The organism is Agrobacterium rosae (assembly GCF_002915175.1).
Taxonomy (GTDB): domain Bacteria; phylum Pseudomonadota; class Alphaproteobacteria; order Rhizobiales; family Rhizobiaceae; genus Agrobacterium; species Agrobacterium rosae.
The window spans coordinates 201,622-220,213 of the sequence record NZ_NXEJ01000005.1; the positions used below are offsets into that span (position 1 = coordinate 201,622).

The following is an 18,592-nucleotide window of genomic DNA, read 5'->3' on the forward strand; positions in this document are numbered from 1 at the left end:
AAATTTGCGAAGTTGCTAACATGGCCATCGGCAAACTTTTCATCGGGCGCAAAATCCGGGAACTCAGGGATGCGAATAGGGCAACCCAGGCACAGTTTGCCGAGCGGATCGGGATCTCCACCAGTTACCTGAATCAGATCGAAAACGATCAGCGGCCCGTATCGGCAGCGGTTCTTGTTGCTCCGGCTGAAAAATTCCAGATCAATATGAGTGAGCTTTCATCCGGCGAAGGTGATAGGCTACTATCTACCATCACAGAAGCCTTGACGGACCCTTTGTTTGAAAACCTCAGCCCCAGTTTTCAGGAACTGAAGCTCATCACCCAAAGCGCACCCAATCTGGCACGTGCCTTCATCCAGGCGCATCAGGGATACAAGCGCAACAACGAGCAGCTCGTCGGTTTGAGCGACAGCCTCGGACGCTCTGCCTCTCTAGCCGAAACAACGCCTTATGAAGAAGTCAGGGATTTCTTTCATTTTGTCGATAATTACATATACGCGCTCGATATTGCGGAGGAGAAACTGGCAAGTGAACTTGGTCTGGGAGACGGAGACAATTACTCGGCCCTGTCCCGCTTTCTCAAATCTGAGCATCAGGTAGAGGTCAGGCGCTCCGAAGCGGAAAACGATGCGCTACGCCGGTTCTACCGATCCTCCGGCATTCTCTCCATCAACCGCTATGCGCCGGCATCGACACGGGATTTCCAGATCGCCTTCCAGATCGCGCAACTCCATATTCCCGATCTTATTCAGTCCATCGCCCAAGATGCCAATTTCCGCACGGTCGAATCCGTGGAAATCTGCAAGATCGGCCTCCAGAACTATTTCGCAGGAGCATTGATATTGTTCTATGGAGAGTTCCTATCGACCGCAAATCGCCTGCGCCACGATATCGATCTGCTCGCAGCCCGCTTCGGTGCCAGCGTAGACCAGGTTTGCCACAGGCTGAGCACGCTACAGCGAGCCGGGAATAAGGGGGTGCCGGTCTTCTTCGCGCGGATCGATCGCGCCGGCGACATCACGAAACGGCATAGTTCCACAAAGCTGCAATTCGCGCGGTTCGGTGCAGTCTGTCCTTTATGGAATGTTCATGAGGCATTTAAAACGCAAGGCCGGATCATTCGCCAACTTGCCGAGACGCCGGATGGAGTGCGATATCTCTGTCTTGCCACGCAAATCACGAAATCCGGGGCCGGTTACCACAGCCCTCAGCCGCGCTATGCCATCGCTTTCGGTTGCGAAATCTCCTATGCGCATGCTTTCGTCTATGCAGATGATCTCGATCGTTCGGCAAGAACAAATTTTGCATCAATAGGGATTTCCTGTCGGATCTGCGAGCGACCCAAATGCCCGCAGAGAGCCGTCCCGCCGTTGATGCGAGAACTGCGCGTGGACCACGATACGAGAACAATTTTGCCTTACACCCTTGGCGACCGGTAGCAGTCAAGGAAAGGCAGACTGAATATCATTCCAGCGAGCCGGACAGCATTCGACAATGCCTCGGCAACATAGGCCTGTTCCAGACGATAGTCGGTGAAATCGCCGTTTGCCTCGATCCGCTTGGACTTTGGCGTCATCTTTGCGATCACTCCCTTGCAGCTTTCAAATGTACCGAAAGCGAGGATCCGCGATGCGGGCCGGAAGCCCGCATCTTCTATTTTCGTTGGCGCGCTTTTCCGGTTTACTCGATATCGAACGTAACGCCCTGCGCGAGTGGCAATGCCTTGGAGTAGTTCACGGTGTTGGTGGCGCGGCGCATATAAGCCTTCCATGCGTCAGAACCGGATTCGCGGCCGCCGCCGGTTTCCTTCTCGCCACCGAACGCACCACCAATCTCCGCACCCGATGTGCCGATATTGACATTGGCGATGCCGCAATCGGATCCATCAGCTGCCAGAAAGCGCTCAGCTTCCTGAAGATCACGCGTAAAGATGGAGGACGAGAGACCGGCGGCAACAGCATTGTGATCGCTGACGGCCTGATCGAAATCGCTGTATTTCATCACGTAGAGGATCGGCGCGAAGGTTTCTTCCAGAACCGGACCAGCGTGTTTCGGCATTTCGACCAGCGCTGGCTTCACATAATAGGCCGTATCCTTGCCAGCATCTGTCACGCGCTCGCCACCGGCGACGATGCCGCCATGGGCCTTTGCCTCTTCCAGCGCCTTCTGCATCCCATCGAAAGCCGCCTTGTCGACCAATGGACCGACGAGGGCTGAGGTTTCTAGCGGATTGCCGATGGAAACGGACGCATAGGCCTTCTTCAGACGCGGAACGAGCTGGTCGTAAACGCTGTCATGCACGAAGAGGCGGCGCAGCGTGGTGCAGCGCTGACCGGCTGTTCCCATGGCACCAAAGGCAATGGCGCGCAGAGCCATATCGAGATCGGCAGAGGGGCAGACGATACCGGCATTGTTGCCACCCAGTTCCAGAATGGCGCGGGCGAAACGCTTGGCCAGGCGTGGGCCAACATCGCGGCCCATGCGGGTGGAACCGGTTGCCGAAACGAGCGGCACCTTGGGATGATCGACCAGCGCTTCACCAACGGTGCGATCACCGATGATGACCTGGCTCAAACCTTCCGGCGCATCACCGAAACGGGCCAAAGCACGCTCGAAAATGCCTTGAACGGCAAGCGCTGTCAGCGGCGTCTTTTCCGATGGCTTCCAGACAACGGAGTTGCCGCAGACGATGGCCAGTGCGGCATTCCATGCCCAGACGGCGACGGGGAAGTTGAAGGCCGAGATAATACCGATGACACCCAGCGGATGCCAGGTTTCCATCATGCGGTGGCCGGGGCGTTCAGTCGCAATGGTCAGGCCGTAAAGCTGACGAGAAAGGCCGACCGCGAAATCGCAGATGTCGATCATTTCCTGCACTTCGCCAAGGCCTTCGGACGTGATCTTGCCAGCTTCGATCGAGACGAGACGACCAAGGTCATCCTTTGCAGCACGCAGTTCTTCACCCAGCAGGCGGACCAGTTCGCCGCGCTTTGGCGCTGGTACCAGACGCCAAGTCTTGAACGCGGCATCTGCCTTCTCAACCATGACAGCAACGTCGCCAGCAGACACCGTCTTCAGCCGAGCGATCTCTTCGCCGCTGACCGGGCTGAAAGACACCATGTCGCCATCGTTCCAGGCGTTGCGTGCCACGCCAAGCTTATCGAGGATTTTCGTTGTTTCCTGTTTCACATCGATCTTCGTCATCATACTCGTTCCCTATTTGAAAAATGTTGGTTGAACGTAACGCTAGAAGGTTACGGTGCCCAGCGAGGTGGGCGATGTCATAGCCTTCAAGCCCGCCGCCAACCGGCGAACGTCTTGCGGCGTGAATTTCTCGTAAAAACTCTGGTTCTTGCGGCCAAGCGCATGTTCGGCGCTGAAACTTCCGCCGAAATCCTCCACGGCGACCTCGAACACCCACTCTCTTAGAGCATGTTCGAAGCCTGGATCGGCAAGTCTCGGATCGTCTTTCGCGACCACGAGATTGAAATGCACACCGCCATCGCCAATATGGCCGAAGTCGCAAATCGTGATATCAGGAAAAGCCTCCGGCATTTCCAGTTTCATCCGGTCCATAAAGCGCATGATATCGCCGCGCCGAAAGGATAGATCGAAAGCGATCAGCCGTCCCAGATGCTTCACGCCTTCCGACAGAGCATGACGAAGCGCCCATATTTCATGCGGCGGCCCGACGAAAGCATCGGCAAGCGGCGCATCGTCCCGCTCCCAGATCGCGCCCAGAACCTCTTCGAGTACGGCATCCAGAGGCTGCTCACCCTCGCGTGGTGCGTTGGAACGGGAGATCTCTGCAAGGATGACGAAATCCGGAACGGCACCGTTCTGGAACGGATTGCGCAGCGATGGAACATGGTCCAGGGCCGCACGCACAGCATTGCACGACATGCCTTCGAAGGCGGAGAGATAGCTACCAAGCGCCTCTTCCATCGCGATCAGAAGTCCCGGGACTTGATCCAGCGAGGCGGGAACGAGCAGCGCGGTCGCAGTCTGCCGGGGCGCTGGCTCCAGATTGAGCACGCATTCCGTCACGATGCCGAAAGCACCTGATGTGCCGATGAATACCTGTTTCCAGTCGATACCGGTATTGTTCTTGCGCAGGCCCGAAGACAGGTCCAGCACCGTGCCCGCTTCATCTCCCAATACGACGGTCAGACCGAGCGTGTTGCGACGAACATCACCGTAGCGCAGAAAGCGTGAACCGCCGGTGTTGGTGGCAATCATGCCGCCAAGACGTGGATCGGCCCCGAGGTCGATGGGAAAAAACAGGCCGCTTTCTTCCAGTTTCGCGTTGAGGTCCGATAGTCTCAACCCGGCACCGGCCTTGACGGTGCGATTGATACGATCAAGCTCATAGGGTGCAGTCAACCGGTCGAGACTGAGAATACCCTGCTGCCCGGAACCGTCAGGCGTAGATCCCGAGACGAGACCCGTATTGCCGGACTGGGGCACCAGCGCGATGCCATTCTTCACGCAATAGGCAACAACCGCCGAGACGTCCGCCGTACAGGCCGGACGCGCAACGAAAGCTGCCTTTCCCTGATCGTAACGAGCACCCGTCTCATATGCGATCATGTCAGCGACCGCCGTCAGCAGGCCCTTATCGCCGAGAATGCGCTTCAGCGCTTCGATATGCCGGGGTTCCGTCATCTCAGCACCTGTCACTCCGCAGCAGCAGCGCTGTGGACGACCGTGAGGCATGCTTCAAGCGAAGCACGTTCGATGCCTGCATAATGCTGGAATTCGTCCAGTACCCCTGCCCCGAGGTCTCGCTCGAACATGACCTGATTGGGACTTGCGACGAATTCCTGCGCGACCTCGTCTCCAAGATTCGACTGGAAGATGCCCGCAGCGCTGACGGGCAGGAAGTCTTCGTAGACGATGGGATCGAAGCGAACATAAGCTTGCTCGATCGCGTCCTCGAGACCAAGCGCCGACACTTTTGCCACATTGCCTTTCTCTGTCAGTGAATAGCTAAAATAGCCAAGTCCGGCTTTGCGGATGGAATTCCAGTCATCCGGGAAGGCCGTGAAGACATCGGCCAATGCGGCTTCATAGGCATCGGAATTCGAGCCATCTGCGGCAGGGCGTACTCGGGTCCGCGTCTCGTTGAGCAAAGCATCATAAAGCGCCCGCCCCTTTGGCGTCAGCGCTACACCACGCTGCTCGATTTCGCCGAAACGGGCCGTGTGCGAGCCTTCCTGCCATGTGCCGTCTGCCCCGATGAAGGATACGGCTTCTTCCAGCGCCTTGAACGAAGTCTGGCGCAGAAGGATCGGACATTTGCGTGTCGGCGGACCTTCGACTACGGCCTTGGGCGCAATCCCCTCATCGGGCATCAAGGCCTGCACCCTGTCGATGTCTAGGGTGCGCGGTGTCAGATGGTTGATATGCGGTCCCTTGAAGGACACCACATCGGCGATCAGCCTGTGCGCATCATGCAGCCGCGTGTACATCTTAACATCGACGATGGCTTTGTCGTGCCAACGGAAGGTTTCCAGCACTTCCTGAATGAAACGCGACGTATCTGCGGCATCGAGACCGCCTTCCTGTTCTGCCTTTTCGACAAGCGCGACCGCCACATCCGTGAAAATCTTGCGGGAGGCAAGAACCGTCGCAGCTTCCGTGCGCAACGCTTCGTCCGCAATCAGATCAAGCCGAAGTAGCGAGGTGAAAACGCGGAAAGGATTGCGGTTGAGGCTCTTTTCTCCAACTGGGCGGAAGGCCGTGGAATGAACGGGAACACCAGCTGTGGAAAGGTCATAATAGCCGACCGGATACATGCCCATGACAGCGAAAACGCGACGCATCATGGAAAGCTCTTCCGGGCTGCCGAGCCGGATTGCACCATGGCGCTCTTCCGAAATCCGCTCCAACGTATCCGTTGCTTCCAACCGCTCCTTGAGATGCTGATCCGCCGCGAGCGTCGCACTGTTCACCTTGGCGACCAGAGACATCAACGTGGCATAAGCCGGAACTTCGTCCCGGTACATCGCTGACATGGCCATAGAAAAATCTGAACGGATATCATCGGGAGAGATGAAAGAAACTGTCACGGCGCTTTACCTCGTGGCATAGAATAATGAACTTCATGCATTAAAGACACTATACCAGCCCCATAATGACAAATATCGCGACTCTTTAGACTATGTTGATGCGAATACAGAATGGTTACGGATGAACGGAATGGCGCATTGTAAGCACCCTGCCACTTTATCTCAAAGAGATGCAGTAATGCCGCCATCGACATAAAGCGTGTGACCGTTCACGAATGACGAAGCATCGGATGCTAGGAAGATACAAGCGCCGACAAGTTCCTCGACTTTACCCCAGCGCGCGGCCGGAGTGCGTTTTTCCAGCCAGGCGGAGAAGGTCTCGTCGCTGACCAGAGCCGCGTTAAGCGGTGTATCGAAGTAACCTGGCGCGATGGCGTTGCACTGAAGACCGTATTTTGCCCAATCGGTTGCCATGCCCTTGGTCAGGTTGCCAACAGCACCTTTAGTGGCCGTATAAGGCGCGATGCCGGGCCGAGCGAGTGCGGTCTGGACACTGGCGATGTTGATAATCTTTCCCTTGCCGCGCGCTATCATGTGACGAGCAACGGCTTGGCCAACGTTGAAGACGCTTGAGACGTTGGTGCGCAACAGGCGTTCGAATGCGTCGGCTGGAAAATCTTCCAGTGCAGTACGAAACTGCATGCCGGCATTGTTCACGAGAATATCGATAGCACCCGTGTCAGCTTCAAAACGATCGATGGCCTCGCGTGCCGCCTGGTGATCCGTAGCGTCGAAGGCCAGAATATCGACTGGTGCCTCGAACCCTTCCGCTGCCGTCTTGAGCTTGGTTTCATCACGCCCGTTGAGGACAATTTTGGCACCCGCATCTTGAAGTCCCTTCGCGAGGGCCAGCCCTATTCCCTGCGACGAACCCGTAATCAGGGCGCGTTTTCCCTTGAGATCGAAAAGGCTCAACGACATGGCATCCTCCGTTCCACCTTGAAAAGGCGTGTTCTCGGTGTTTTGTTTTATCAATAGCCTCGAATGCCAATCAGGTCCCCCAGAAAACGGTCGGCTCACTCAGCCAGGCAAACAGCAACAGGTTTATTGTGAGGTCTTCAGTCGTGCCTTCAAAGAGCGCACAATCTCAACATTGGTCTGTTTGACACGAGGTGCTGAAAAGCCAAAAGCTGTGACAACCGGGTTATCAACATCCACGCTAGACGAGCAAGAAGAATGCACTTCCGTCAAATCCAGCTCCGCAAGCAGCGCACCGATTGTTTCGAGAGTAACACCTGAGCCGGGCATGATGGATATCCGCCCTGAAGCACTCTCGATTGCAGATTTCAGGTCAGTTAGCCCATCTAGAGCGGAGACGGCGCGCCCCGATGTCAGAATGCGCTCGAAGCCGCAGGCAATAGCAATTTCGATGGCCTCGGCCATGTCAGGCACGAGATCGAAGGCGCGGTGCAAGGTGCGTGGCATTGAACCCATGGCGTTTGACAGTCTCGTCAAGGCATCGCGGTCCAGTCGACCATCAGGCAGGTTCGCGCCGAATACCACACCGCGCAGGCCGCATGACGCGGCAAAACTGATGTCGTTTTCCAGCACGGCAAGTTCGTCTGCGGTGTAGACAAAATCACCGATACGCGGACGGATCATCGCATAGCAAGGAATGGGAGACTGTCCGGCGACGCTCATCAACCCCGCAGATGGCGTCAATCCGCCCACTGCGAGCGCGCTGCAAAGCTCGATCCTGTCCGCGCCGCCTTCGATTGCGGCGTGCAGGCCTTGGACGTCATCGACACATACTTCCAGCAGAATATCAGCCATGGGCCGCCTCAATAATTCAACGGCTTGCCTATCGGATGACGTTGCCATCTGCACCAAAACGATGGGTCGCACCACCGGTCGGAGAGGCAGAGACGACATCGTCGGGCGCGTAGGCATGTTCGCCGAACAGGCGCACTGTCAGCAGGCCGATGATGTCGCTTTCGAGATACACGATGGTGTCAGCCCCCAGATGTTCGACATGCACGACCTTCCCAGACCATGTGCCGGTGTCGCGTGAGAGCGCCAAATGCTCAGGGCGAATGCCGAGTGTCCTGTAACCACTTTCACCGAGACGCTCAGCATCGATAAAATTCATCTGCGGCGAGCCGATGAAACCGGCGACGAACAGATTGGCGGGGCGATTGTAAAGCTCCATCGGCGAGCCGACCTGCTCGATGCGACCGGCATTGAGCACCACGATCTTGTCGGCCAGCGTCATCGCCTCGACCTGGTCATGCGTCACATAGATCATCGTCGCTTTCAGACGCCGATGCAGGCGAGCAATTTCCAGACGGGTCTGTACGCGAAGTGCCGCATCGAGGTTGGACAACGGCTCGTCAAAGAGGAACAGCGTCGGCTCGCGGACAATGGCGCGACCGATGGCAACACGCTGACGCTGGCCGCCTGACAGTTCTGCCGGACGCCGCTCAAGATAGGGCTCAAGCGAAAGTAAGGAAGATGCCTTGGCAACCCGTGTTTCTATCTCGTCTTTCGGCGTTCCGGCCTGCTTGAGGCCAAGCCCCATATTGTCCTTCACTGTCAGATGCGGATAGAGCGCATAGGACTGGAACACCATCGCTATGCCGCGTTTGGCAGGCGGCACTGCCGAAACTTCACGACCGTCGATGACGATCTCGCCTGAACTGATATCTTCCAGCCCTGCAATGGTGCGCAACAGCGTGGACTTGCCGCAACCAGAAGGGCCGACGAAGATCACGAACTCACCGTCCTTGACCTCGAGGTCTATGCCCTTCAGCACCTCGACAGTGCCAAAGGATTTGGCGACGGATTTGAGTGTCAGATTACCCACGGATTTTCTCCAGATTCAGAGGTCGACCATACGGCCGGTTCGCGCGCTTTCATCCGCCGCAAGGCAGATGCGCAGCGATTGTACGGCGTCGGTCATATGTCGGTTGAGATCGATATCCTCGCGGATGGCTCTGAGAACATAAGCCTGTTCGCGGTCGCACAGTTCCTGATGGCCCGGCTCACCCTCCATCTGGAGAAGCTGGTCAGGCTCTGTAAACTGTCCATCCGGCCCGGTTTTCGCCTTATGCAGGCGGATGGTCGAGGTTTTGGTGTGGGTGTCGATATCGTCGGATTTCGCATTCGGATCCATCACAATGGACACAGATCCTTTTGGCGACATCACGTCTTTCACGAAAAACGCGGTTTCCGAAATCATCGGACCCCAGCCTGCCTCGTACCAGCCAAGTGAGCCATCATCGAAAGTCACCTGAAGGTGGCCGTAATTGTACATATCAGGCGAAATTTCGTCAGATAGACGTAGGCCCATGCCCCGAACCGACACCGGCTTTGCATCGGTGATCTGACACATGACATCGACATAATGGACGCCGCAATCAACGATCGGCGGCGTGGTCTGCATCAGTGCCTTATGCTTAGCCCACGTTTTGCCGGAGGACTGCTGGTTGAGGTTCATGCGAAACACGTAAGGTCCGCCGAGTTCGCGGGCGAGCGAGATCAGTTTGATCCACGAGGGATGATGGCGCAGAATATAGCCGACCACCAGCTTGCGACCATTGGCGCGGGCGCAGGCGATGACGCGCTCCGCATCCGCCACCGTGGTCGCCAGCGGTTTTTCCACGAACACATGGCAGCCCGCTTCCATGGCCTTGATCGCGAACCCGGCATGGCTGTCGGAATAGGTGTTGATCGAGCACAAGTCTGGTTTCAGTCCCGCCAAGGCATCATCGAAAGACGGCAGGATCTGGTAACCGCCGAGTTGTTCTGGCAAAGCAGGCGTCGAGCGATTGACGAGACCGACGATGTCGAAACCCGGATTGGCGGCATAGGCCAGCGCGTGGCTCATACCCATATTGCCGAGACCGGCAACCAGAACTTTCAGAGGTCGTTCGCTCATTTCACTGCTCCTGCCGTGATGCCACGGATCAATTGCCGCGAGAAGATTGTGTAGAGAACGAGAACCGGGGCAATCGCCAGCGAAAGGGCTGCGAGAACCGCATTCCAATTGGTCACGAACTGGCCGATGAAGATTTGTGTGCCCAGCGTGATTGTCTTCGTCGCCTCACTCGGTGCCAGGATCAGCGGGAACCAGAGATCGTTCCAGATCGGGATCATGGTGAAGACCGCAACCGTTGCCATGGATGGACGGATGAGCGGCAGCACCAGCCGGAAGAAAATCTTGTATTCCGACAGCCCGTCAATGCGCCCGGCGTTTTTGAGATCGTCGGACACGGTGCGCATGAACTCCGACAGGATAAAGATGGCAAGCGGCAGGCCCTGCGCCGTATAGACCAGAATGAGGGCGGTGCGTGTATTGACCAGTCCAGTCGCGACCATCCCCTGCAAAATGCCGATAGTTCCCAGGCGAATGGGAATCATGATCCCGAGCGCCATATAGAGACCGAGCAGCGTATTGCCCCTGAATCGGTATTCAGACAGCGCAAACGCCGCCATAGCTCCAAACAGCAATACCAGCGCAATCGAAACGACAGTGACGATCAGCGAATTCTGCATGTAATGCACGAAATCGCCTTGCCCTAGCACAGTGGTGTATCCCACCAGGTCGAAGGTCGACGGCATCGGCGGCTGCATCGGATTGCGGAAGATGGCATTTCGCGACTTGAACGAGTTGATGATCGTCAGCACCACCGGAAACAGCGCGATGGCCGTATACGCAATCAATACGGCATGGGCAGACGCGGTGCGGGCGAAGGAGGAACGAGCTTTGGACATGTCTTATCTCCCTCCTCAGAATTGATAGCGGCGCATGCGGCGCTGAATGGCAAATAGGTAAAAGCTGACCCCGGCAAGGATGATGAGGAACATCACTGTCGCGATAGTCGCGCCCATGGACCGGTCCCCGAGTTGAAGCTGGAAGCCGAAGAAAGTGCGATAGAGCAATGTTCCCAGAATATCGGTCGATCCATCTGGCCCGGCCAGCGCCCCTTGCACGGTATAGATCAGATCGAAGGCGTTGAAATTGCCGACGAATGTGAGGATGGAGATGATACCGATGGAGGGCAGGATCAGCGGCAGCTTGATCTTCCAGAACTGGCTCCAGCCGGTAATACCATCCATTTCGGCTGCTTCGATCACTTCGTCTGGAATGTTCAAAAGAGCGGCATATATCAGCATCATCGGAATGCCGACATATTGCCAGACCGAAATCAGCGACACCGCGATCAGCGCCGAGCCAGGTCTGCCCAGCCACGGCGCAAACAGGGATTTCAAATAGACGAGATCAAGCAGCGTTGGTGCGACACCCCAAAGCGGGGACAGAATGAGCTTCCAGATGAAGCCGACGATGACGAAGGACAATAGGGTCGGCAAAAAGATGGCCGTGCGGTAGAAAGCTGAGAATCTGAGCTTGGGGAGCGACAACAATGCCGCAAGGGCCACGCCGATAGGATTTTGCACCAGCATATGGATCACGAAGAAGATCATATTGTTGAAAAGCGCGTTCCAAAAACTCACGGCCCAGCGATCTTCACCGAACAGGGCTCTGAAATTTTGAAGGCCGACAAAGACTTTCTGCCCATCCACCTGGTTGAAGAAGGAAAGCCACAGTGTACTGCCGAGCGGAACGATCATGACTGCGGTGTAAACCAGAAATGCTGGCAGCATGAACACGAGAATATGCCAGCGCACGGGCCGCCGGATCGGTCGTTGATCGTTTGAAGTGATATCGGCGCTCATGGGACCAGTCCGAACTGTCTTGGAAAAATGGGGGTGCACGTAACGTCGGCACAAACCCGCGAAGCCGTTTATCTGGCTGTAGAGAGCAGAGCTTAAGCCAATAGGCAGATGCATGGCGGTTGCTTAACCGCCATGCATCTCAAGCTTTACTTGGCAGGCTTGTACCAGCCGTCCAGGCCCTTTTGCAGCTTTTCAGCGGCAACAGCTGGCGTATCCGTACCGTTGATCACATTAGCGGATTCCACCCACGTCTCGTTTTCGAGGTTGGGCGTGCCACGCGACAGGATCTGGTAGGTGGAGCGGATCGTCGGCTTGCACTTTTCACGCCAGGACACGAATTCCTGAGCGAGTGGATCGGCCATCTTCACAGCCGTCTTGTTCAGGCTGAAGAAGCCAGGCAACGCATTTGCATAGAGATCGGCAAATTCCGCAGAAGCAACCCACGACAGGAACTTTGCAGCTTCAGCCGGATGCTTGGACTTGGCGTTTACGCCCATGCCGATGTCGGTATGGTCGGAGATGTAGCAGGTATCACCGTCCTTTTCGACCGGCGGCGGGAACGCACCCATCTTGAACTGTGCCTGTGTGTTGAAGCCGGAGATTTCCCAGGAACCTGCGGGGTAGATGGCTGCGCGACCCAGCGTAAAGAGGTTCTGGCTGTCGGGATAGGTCTGGGCTTCGAAGCCGTCGCCAAGATAATCCTTCCATTTGGCCAGCACTTCATAGGGCTTGACCCAGTCGGCATCGGTCAGCTTTTGCTCGCCCGTAATCAGTGCGAGACGCCCTTCTTCGCCCTTCCAGTAGTTGGGGCCAATGTTCTGGTAGCCCATTGTTGCGGCTTCCCATAAATCCTTGGTACCCATCGCCATTGGAACATAGGTGCCGTCAGCCTTGATCTTGTCGAGCGCGGCAAAGAATTCGGCTTGCGTCTTGGGAACTTCGATCTTCAGTGCGTCGAAAGCGTCCTTGTTGTAGATGAAGCCGTGAATGACCGATGCCATTGGCACGCAGAACGTCTGGGCACCATCATCCGTCGACCATGCGGTTTTGGCTACGTCGGAGAAGTTCTCCATGCCAGCGTTTTTGGTCAGATCGCCAAGATAGCCCTTCTTGAAGAGCTCAAGCGAGGCATCGAATGGGCGGCAGGTGATGAGGTCGCCGGCAGAACCGGATTCCAGCTTGGCATTCAGCGCAGCATTGTATTCAGTCGGTGCCATTGGCTGGAACGACAGCTTGATGCCCGGGTTCTTGGCTTCGAACGCCGGAATAAGCTTGTCCTTCCAGATCGACAGATCGTCATTACGCCAGCTTTCGATGGTCAGCGTCACGTCTTGCGCAGATGCGAGGCCTGCGTAGCTGAAAAGGCTTGCGCCCAGCAGCAAAACCTTAGTGATAGTGCGGGTCATTATGTTCTCCCTCTTGGTGTAACGCCGCCACGGCGCTCATCAACTGTGATTTTTACCTGTCTTATCCGCTGATCAGTTGAAGCGCGCGCCGGACATTATGGCCGCTTTCCGCAAGCATGGTTTCAGCCGAATCTTTAGTCTTCGCACCCGCTGCCAACAGAATTGCAATTTTTACGGAACCGGACGCCTTTTCCACCAATCGTCCAGCTTCGTTGATATCTACACCTGTCACACCCGACACGATCCTTGCGGCGCGTTCGATGAGCTTTTTATTGTCCGCCCGCAGATTGACCATATAGCCATCATGCACATGGCCGAGACGGATGGCCATCAGCGTTGAAAACATATTAAGCGCTATCTTCTGTGCCGTTCCCGCCCCCATCCTGGTCGAGCCGGACACGAATTCCGGCGGCGTAAGCAACAGAATAGCGACGTCAGATATGTCGAACAGCGTGGCATTGGCGTTGTTGGCAACAGCTACGACTTTTGCGCCTCTTTCACGCGCCACTGCGGCGACTGCCAGCGCATGTGGTGTCGATCCACTGGCGGAAATCGCCAGCACGCAATCACCGGCACCGATCACGGCCTCCGCGTCCTTTCGCGCCTGATCGGCGTCGTCTTCGGGCGCGCCGGGCATGTCGGACACGTTGCTGGCACCGCCGGCAAACAGAATAGCGATCTGCTCGCGTGCAATGCCGTAGGTTCCAGGAAGCTCCAGCGCATCTGCCATGGCCATGAGCCCAGAGCTTCCGGCCCCGGCATAGACAAGCTTGCGGCCCGCAGCGATGGCATCAGCCGCAAGCGTTGAGGCTGCGGCGATGGCGTCATGTGTGGCATCCACGGACTGCGCGGCTTGCTGTTGGCCCGAACTCAAAAGCGACAGAATCTCCCCCGGCACCATCGTGTCGAGGCCTTTCGCCTTTTCGTGCAAACCTTCAGTCCCACTAGCGCTCATTCCAAAACTCCCTGCACGCGAATTTAATGCCAAAAAAATACCAATTGTCCAGCACCTTTTGACAGTAGATGCGAATTCAAGAGAAAAAAAACGCCATCTCAAACACAAATAGTTGATTTAGTTGAATATTTTTATATTTATTGAAAATTGATTTTTACTCTTGGATATTGGTATTTTTTTGGTATCTTCTTTTCAGGAGACAGTTCATGCAGCGATATCTCGTGGGAATCGACGGCGGCGGCACCAGTTGCCGGGCGGCAGTCGCAGATGCAAACGGCCGGATTATCGGCCGTGGTAAAAGTGGCGCGTCCAACATCATGACCGCGCCAGATACGGCCATTGAGAATATGACGGAAGCAGCAAGAGCTTCATTTATCGACGCGGGTCTTGATGCCAGTCTGGTCGAAAGCGCCCATGCCTATCTTGGTCTTGCGGGAAATTACGTCGAAAACACCGTTGCCTATGTGATGCCGCGTCTGCCGTTTCGTCAATCGGTGATCGAATCCGATGGTCTGATTGCGCTTCAGGGCGCGCTCGGCGAGGGCAACGGAACCGTTGCCATTCTGGGTACGGGAACCATCTATATCGCTCGCACCGGTGCCGACATCCGCTATCTCGGCGGCTGGGGCTATCATCTGGGCGATCTGGGCGGTGGCGCGCGGCTGGGCCAGATGGCATTGCAGCAATGCCTGCTTGGCCATGACGGCATTGCTGCGCAAACGGCCATGACGCGCGCGTTTCTCGATGACTTCGACCACGATCCGCGCAAGATGGTCGCTTTTTCCCAGGCAGCAAAGCCCGGCGATTATGGCCGCTACGCACCGCGCGTTTTTGAATTTGCCGCAACAGGCGACGAGGCGGCGCTGGCGATTCTTCGCCAGTCCGCAGGCTTCATCGATCTGGCACTCGACCGCATGTCGCAGATCACCGGCGGCGGCAGGCTGTGTCTACTGGGCGGGCTGTCTGGCCTTTACGCACCCTATCTCTCCGCCCGTCACCGGGAGCGCTTCGTTCCACCTGCGCAGGATGCCCTGTCGGGAGCGATCGCGCTGGCGAAAGCGACCTACGCGAATGTCACGGAAACTGCGGTATGATGGAAACGCTGTCGCAGTTCCTGTCGCCAGACGATCTGCAATCCAGCGGATCGGGTCCGCTGTATATGAAGCTGCGGCAATCGCTGGAAGACGCGATATTATCAGGTAAGCTCGCCCACGGCCAAGCGCTACCGCCCGAACGTGATCTTGCCGAATTTGCCAATGTTAGCCGGGTCACGGTTCGCAAAGCGGTGGACGATCTGGTCAAGGACGGTCTTTTGAACCGAAAGCATGGTTCCGGCACGTTCGTAATGAAGCCCGTTTCGCGTCTACAACAACCATTGTCACGGCTGACCTCGTTTACCGAAGACATGGCCCGGCGCGGTTATGTCACCCGCTCCGAGTGGCTGGCCCGCGGGCTTTTCCATCCTTCATCGGACGAGATGATGATGCTTGGCCTGAAGGTCGACATGATGGTGGCACGGCTGGAGCGCCTGCGCATCGCCAACGAGTTGCCGCTCGCTATCGAACGCGCAAGCCTTGCCAGCGATATCCTGCCGGACCCCAAAGCGGTGGACGCGTCACTTTATGCGGAACTACACCGCACCGGATACAAGCCGGTGCGCGCCGTGCAGCGCATCTCTGCCTGTAACGTGACCCGTGAGGACGCAGCCCTTCTGGCCGTTCCCGAAGGGTCAGCGGGCCTTGCCATCGAGCGGATATCTTATCTCGATTCCGGCCGCGTGGTGGAACTGACGCGCTCGCTTTATCGCGGCGATGCCTATGATTTCGTTGCCGAAATGACACTGACAGATGGCTGATATGCCGATTGAACCGACAAGAAAAGAGAATGCCATGTCAACGCATATGCGCCAGGAAATCAACGAGATCCCCGATGCCGCAAGCTGCCTGCTCAGCAACTCGCATGACGCTTTGCAAGCTGCGGGCAAAGCGCTGCGGGAGCGCGATCCGGCCTTTCTCATTACCATCGCGCGCGGTTCGTCCGATCATGCGGCTCACTTCCTGAAATATGCCATCGAGCAGCAGGCTGGTCGTGCTGTGGCCTCCATCGGACCATCTCTTGCCTCGATCTACGGGAAGTCGCTGAAACTCGATCAGGCTGCGGCAATCTCGATTTCGCAATCCGGCAAGAGCCCCGACATTGTCGCCCTCGCCCAGTCGGCAGCCGCATCGGGTGCGCTCACGATATCGCTGACCAACACGCAGCCATCACCGCTATCGGATGCCTCCGCTCATGCTGTGGATATCAATGCCGGGCCAGAACTTGCAGTGGCAGCCACCAAGTCCTTCTTCAACTCCGTTCTCGCCGGTTTGGCTATTCTTTCCGAGTGGACGGTGGATACCGAACTGCACCGCTCCATTCAGCAATTGCCGGAAAAACTCCAGCAAGCCGTGACGCTGGATTGGCATGAGCTGGCCGATGAACTTGGTGAGGCGGACTCCCTTTACATGCTGGGACGCGGCCCGTCCCTTGCCATTGCCAGCGAAGCAGCATTGAAATTCAAGGAAACATCGGAAATGCACGCCGAGGCCTATTCCAGTGCCGAGGTTCTTCACGGCCCGGTGGCACTGGTAGATCGCCGTTTCCCCGTTGTGACCTTTGCGGCGCGTGACGCTGCCCTCACATCCGTCCGTGCTACGGCAGATGGCCTTGCCGAAAAAGGAGCACTTGCCTTTATCACGGCTGATGGCGCTGCCCGTGCGCGCCGTTTGCCCTTTGTGGAAACGGGTCATCCCCTCACCGATTCACTCGCTCTCATCGTTCCATTTTATGGCTTCGTTGAAGCTTGGTCACGATCGCGCGGCTTCAATCCAGACGCCCCGGCGGCCCTCAAGAAAGTCACGGAGACCCGCTGATCATGATGAGAGCACTGACCAATGCCCGCATTTTCGATGGTTTTGCCTGGCATGACGAGAGCGCCCTGCTGATCGATGGCGGCAAGATCGTGAGTGTCGTGGCAGTGACGGATATTCCATCCGGCCTGGAGCAGATCGATACCGATGGTGCAATCATCGTTCCGGGCTTTATCGACCTTCAGGTCAATGGCGGCGGCGGCGTAATGCTGAACGACGATCAATCTGTCGAGGGCATTCGACAGATTTGTGCGGCCCACGCAAAATTCGGCACGACGTCCCTTCTGCCGACATTGATAACCGATACACGGGAGATTACGGCAGCGGCGATTAAAGCCGGTTTGGAAGCCAAAGACGCGGGTGTCCCCGGTTTTCTTGGCCTGCATCTGGAAGGGCCGCATCTTTCTGTCGCGCGCAAGGGTACCCACCATCCGGGCCTTATCCGCCCCATGGAAGATATCGATCTCCAAAACCTCTTGGCTATCGGTCATAGCTTCAATGCACTGATGATTACGGTTGCGCCGGAAAATACCACTGAAGACCAAGTGAGAGCGCTAGCGGATGGCGGCTTCATCGTCAGTCTCGGACATACCAATGCGTCTTATGAAACGGCAATGGCCTACGCAAAGGCGGGCGCTCGCACGATAACCCACCTGTTTAACGCCATGAGCCCACTGGAAAACCGCACACCGGGATTGGTTGGCGCAGCCCTGGACATGGGGAATTTTTCGGCGGGCATCATTACCGATGGTTATCACGTCCACCCTGCATCACTGGGCGCTGCATTGCGCGCCAAGCGCGGACCAGGACGAATCTTTATCGTCACAGACGCCATGTCGACGATCGGCACGGACTTAACTGGCCTGACGCTGAACGGCCGCCAAATCTATCGCAAGGACGGACGATTGACACTCGCAGACGGTACACTTGCCGGTGCCGATATCGACATGCTCTCTTCAGTGCTTTTCGTTCATCGGAAGCTGGGCGTTGATTTCGGAGAAGCCGTGCGCATGGCAAGCCTTTATCCGGCGGAAGCGGTAGGGGTCGCAGATCACAAGGGAAAGTTGACACCCGGCCATGACGCGGATTTCGTCATTCTAGACAGTGACTATGAAATCAAAGGCACTTGGATTGGTGGTGAAGAAGTTTTCAAGGCCTGACCACAACATGAGCCATCCTGACCAAAGGCTGGACGTCAAAACAGGGCTCTACAAGATTTTGGTTCTTCAAAACGAAAAAGCCTGCCGCGGGAGGAGGTGCGGCAGGCTTTTCGAAAAGAACCGAACAACGGCTGGGAGGAGGAGTGCCGCTGTTCCGACAGACGTCCCTTGGGAGGAGGAGTGGGGCGTCTGAAATCGAAGCTTTGCGGGAGGAGGTGCATCACTTCGATGAAACAAACATACTCTTTCTCAGCGCACAATAAACAGACGTCATTGCAGCGCAGCCATGCAAAAATGACGTAACTCGTGATGGCCTCCCGAATACCGCCCGTCCGTTGGCGCAGCAATTGGCAGCAAGTGACTATCGATGCCGGGAGCGATACATCCTCGCTCGCGCAGTCAACAACTCCACCAG

General features: G+C 56.7%; 17 protein-coding genes. 5 read left to right on the forward strand and 12 right to left on the reverse strand.

Annotated features, from left to right (window positions below):
- Positions 1-20: 20 nt before the first annotated feature.
- Positions 21-1,439: a helix-turn-helix domain-containing protein gene (locus CPJ18_RS10875; RefSeq protein ID WP_103658192.1), complete on the forward strand. Its 1,419-nt coding sequence runs from the start codon at positions 21-23 to the stop codon at positions 1,437-1,439.
- On the opposite strand, the gene CPJ18_RS27055 is transcribed toward CPJ18_RS10875, so the two are convergent.
- From CPJ18_RS27055 to CPJ18_RS10930, 12 genes are all read right to left on the reverse strand, one after another.
- A complete protein-coding gene (locus CPJ18_RS27055; RefSeq protein WP_206780939.1) occupies positions 1,418-1,576 on the reverse strand; it encodes a hypothetical protein in 159 nt (52 codons plus the stop codon). The two genes, CPJ18_RS10875 and CPJ18_RS27055, sit on opposite strands and share 22 nt — an antisense overlap.
- A gap of 104 nt (positions 1,577-1,680) precedes the next feature.
- The gene (gene amaB / locus CPJ18_RS10880; RefSeq protein WP_103658194.1) at positions 1,681-3,207 is read right to left on the reverse strand and encodes an L-piperidine-6-carboxylate dehydrogenase; all 1,527 of its coding nucleotides are present in this window, start codon (positions 3,205-3,207) and stop codon (positions 1,681-1,683) included.
- Between the two features lie 39 nt (positions 3,208-3,246).
- On the reverse strand, positions 3,247-4,665 hold the full coding sequence (locus CPJ18_RS10885; protein ID WP_103658300.1) for an FAD-binding oxidoreductase: 1,419 nt from the start codon (positions 4,663-4,665) through the stop codon (positions 3,247-3,249).
- Between the two features lie 11 nt (positions 4,666-4,676).
- Positions 4,677-6,071, reverse strand: a complete 1,395-nt coding sequence (gene hglS, locus CPJ18_RS10890; protein WP_077120001.1) for a 2-oxoadipate dioxygenase/decarboxylase HglS — start codon at positions 6,069-6,071, stop codon at positions 4,677-4,679.
- Between the two features lie 162 nt (positions 6,072-6,233).
- A complete protein-coding gene (locus CPJ18_RS10895) occupies positions 6,234-6,992 on the reverse strand; it encodes an SDR family oxidoreductase (protein ID WP_077103219.1) in 759 nt (252 codons plus the stop codon).
- Between the two features lie 123 nt (positions 6,993-7,115).
- Positions 7,116-7,844, reverse strand: coding sequence for a copper homeostasis protein CutC (locus tag CPJ18_RS10900; RefSeq protein ID WP_103658196.1), 729 nt, complete (start codon positions 7,842-7,844; stop codon positions 7,116-7,118).
- Positions 7,845-7,872: 28 nt separating this feature from the next.
- Positions 7,873-8,874, reverse strand: coding sequence for an ABC transporter ATP-binding protein (locus tag CPJ18_RS10905; RefSeq protein WP_103658198.1), 1,002 nt, complete (start codon positions 8,872-8,874; stop codon positions 7,873-7,875).
- 15 nt (positions 8,875-8,889) lie between these two features.
- Positions 8,890-9,948 (reverse strand): Gfo/Idh/MocA family protein, encoded by a 1,059-nt coding sequence (locus CPJ18_RS10910; RefSeq protein ID WP_103658200.1) that lies wholly within the window; start codon positions 9,946-9,948, stop codon positions 8,890-8,892.
- The gene (locus tag CPJ18_RS10915) at positions 9,945-10,784 is read right to left on the reverse strand and encodes a carbohydrate ABC transporter permease (protein ID WP_077103212.1); all 840 of its coding nucleotides are present in this window, start codon (positions 10,782-10,784) and stop codon (positions 9,945-9,947) included. Before CPJ18_RS10915 ends, CPJ18_RS10910 begins: the two co-directional genes overlap by 4 nt.
- A 15-nt stretch (positions 10,785-10,799) precedes the next feature.
- On the reverse strand, positions 10,800-11,747 hold the full coding sequence (locus CPJ18_RS10920) for a carbohydrate ABC transporter permease (protein WP_103586458.1): 948 nt from the start codon (positions 11,745-11,747) through the stop codon (positions 10,800-10,802).
- A 146-nt stretch (positions 11,748-11,893) separates the two neighbouring features.
- A complete protein-coding gene (locus CPJ18_RS10925) occupies positions 11,894-13,153 on the reverse strand; it encodes an ABC transporter substrate-binding protein (protein ID WP_103658202.1) in 1,260 nt (419 codons plus the stop codon).
- A gap of 61 nt (positions 13,154-13,214) precedes the next feature.
- Positions 13,215-14,108: an N-acetylmuramic acid 6-phosphate etherase gene (locus CPJ18_RS10930; protein ID WP_077103206.1), complete on the reverse strand. Its 894-nt coding sequence runs from the start codon at positions 14,106-14,108 to the stop codon at positions 13,215-13,217.
- 206 nt (positions 14,109-14,314) lie between these two features.
- Here CPJ18_RS10930 and CPJ18_RS10935 point away from each other — a divergent pair, with 206 nt between their 5' ends.
- The 4 genes from CPJ18_RS10935 to nagA are packed head-to-tail and all read left to right on the forward strand — an operon-like array spanning position 14,315 to position 18,177.
- Complete coding sequence (locus CPJ18_RS10935; RefSeq protein ID WP_103658204.1) at positions 14,315-15,202, forward strand: glucosamine kinase nucleotide-binding domain-containing protein; 888 nt, start codon at positions 14,315-14,317, stop codon at positions 15,200-15,202.
- Positions 15,199-15,963 carry a GntR family transcriptional regulator gene (locus tag CPJ18_RS10940; RefSeq protein WP_103658206.1) on the forward strand — a complete coding sequence of 255 codons (765 nt, stop codon included), beginning with the start codon at positions 15,199-15,201 and terminating at the stop codon, positions 15,961-15,963. Before CPJ18_RS10935 ends, CPJ18_RS10940 begins: the two co-directional genes overlap by 4 nt.
- A 34-nt stretch (positions 15,964-15,997) precedes the next feature.
- Positions 15,998-17,020, forward strand: a complete 1,023-nt coding sequence (locus tag CPJ18_RS10945; protein ID WP_103658302.1) for an SIS domain-containing protein — start codon at positions 15,998-16,000, stop codon at positions 17,018-17,020.
- Positions 17,017-18,177, forward strand: coding sequence for an N-acetylglucosamine-6-phosphate deacetylase (nagA, locus tag CPJ18_RS10950; protein ID WP_103658304.1), 1,161 nt, complete (start codon positions 17,017-17,019; stop codon positions 18,175-18,177). The genes CPJ18_RS10945 and nagA overlap by 4 nt, the downstream gene beginning before the upstream one ends.
- Positions 18,178-18,592 lie beyond the last annotated feature (415 nt).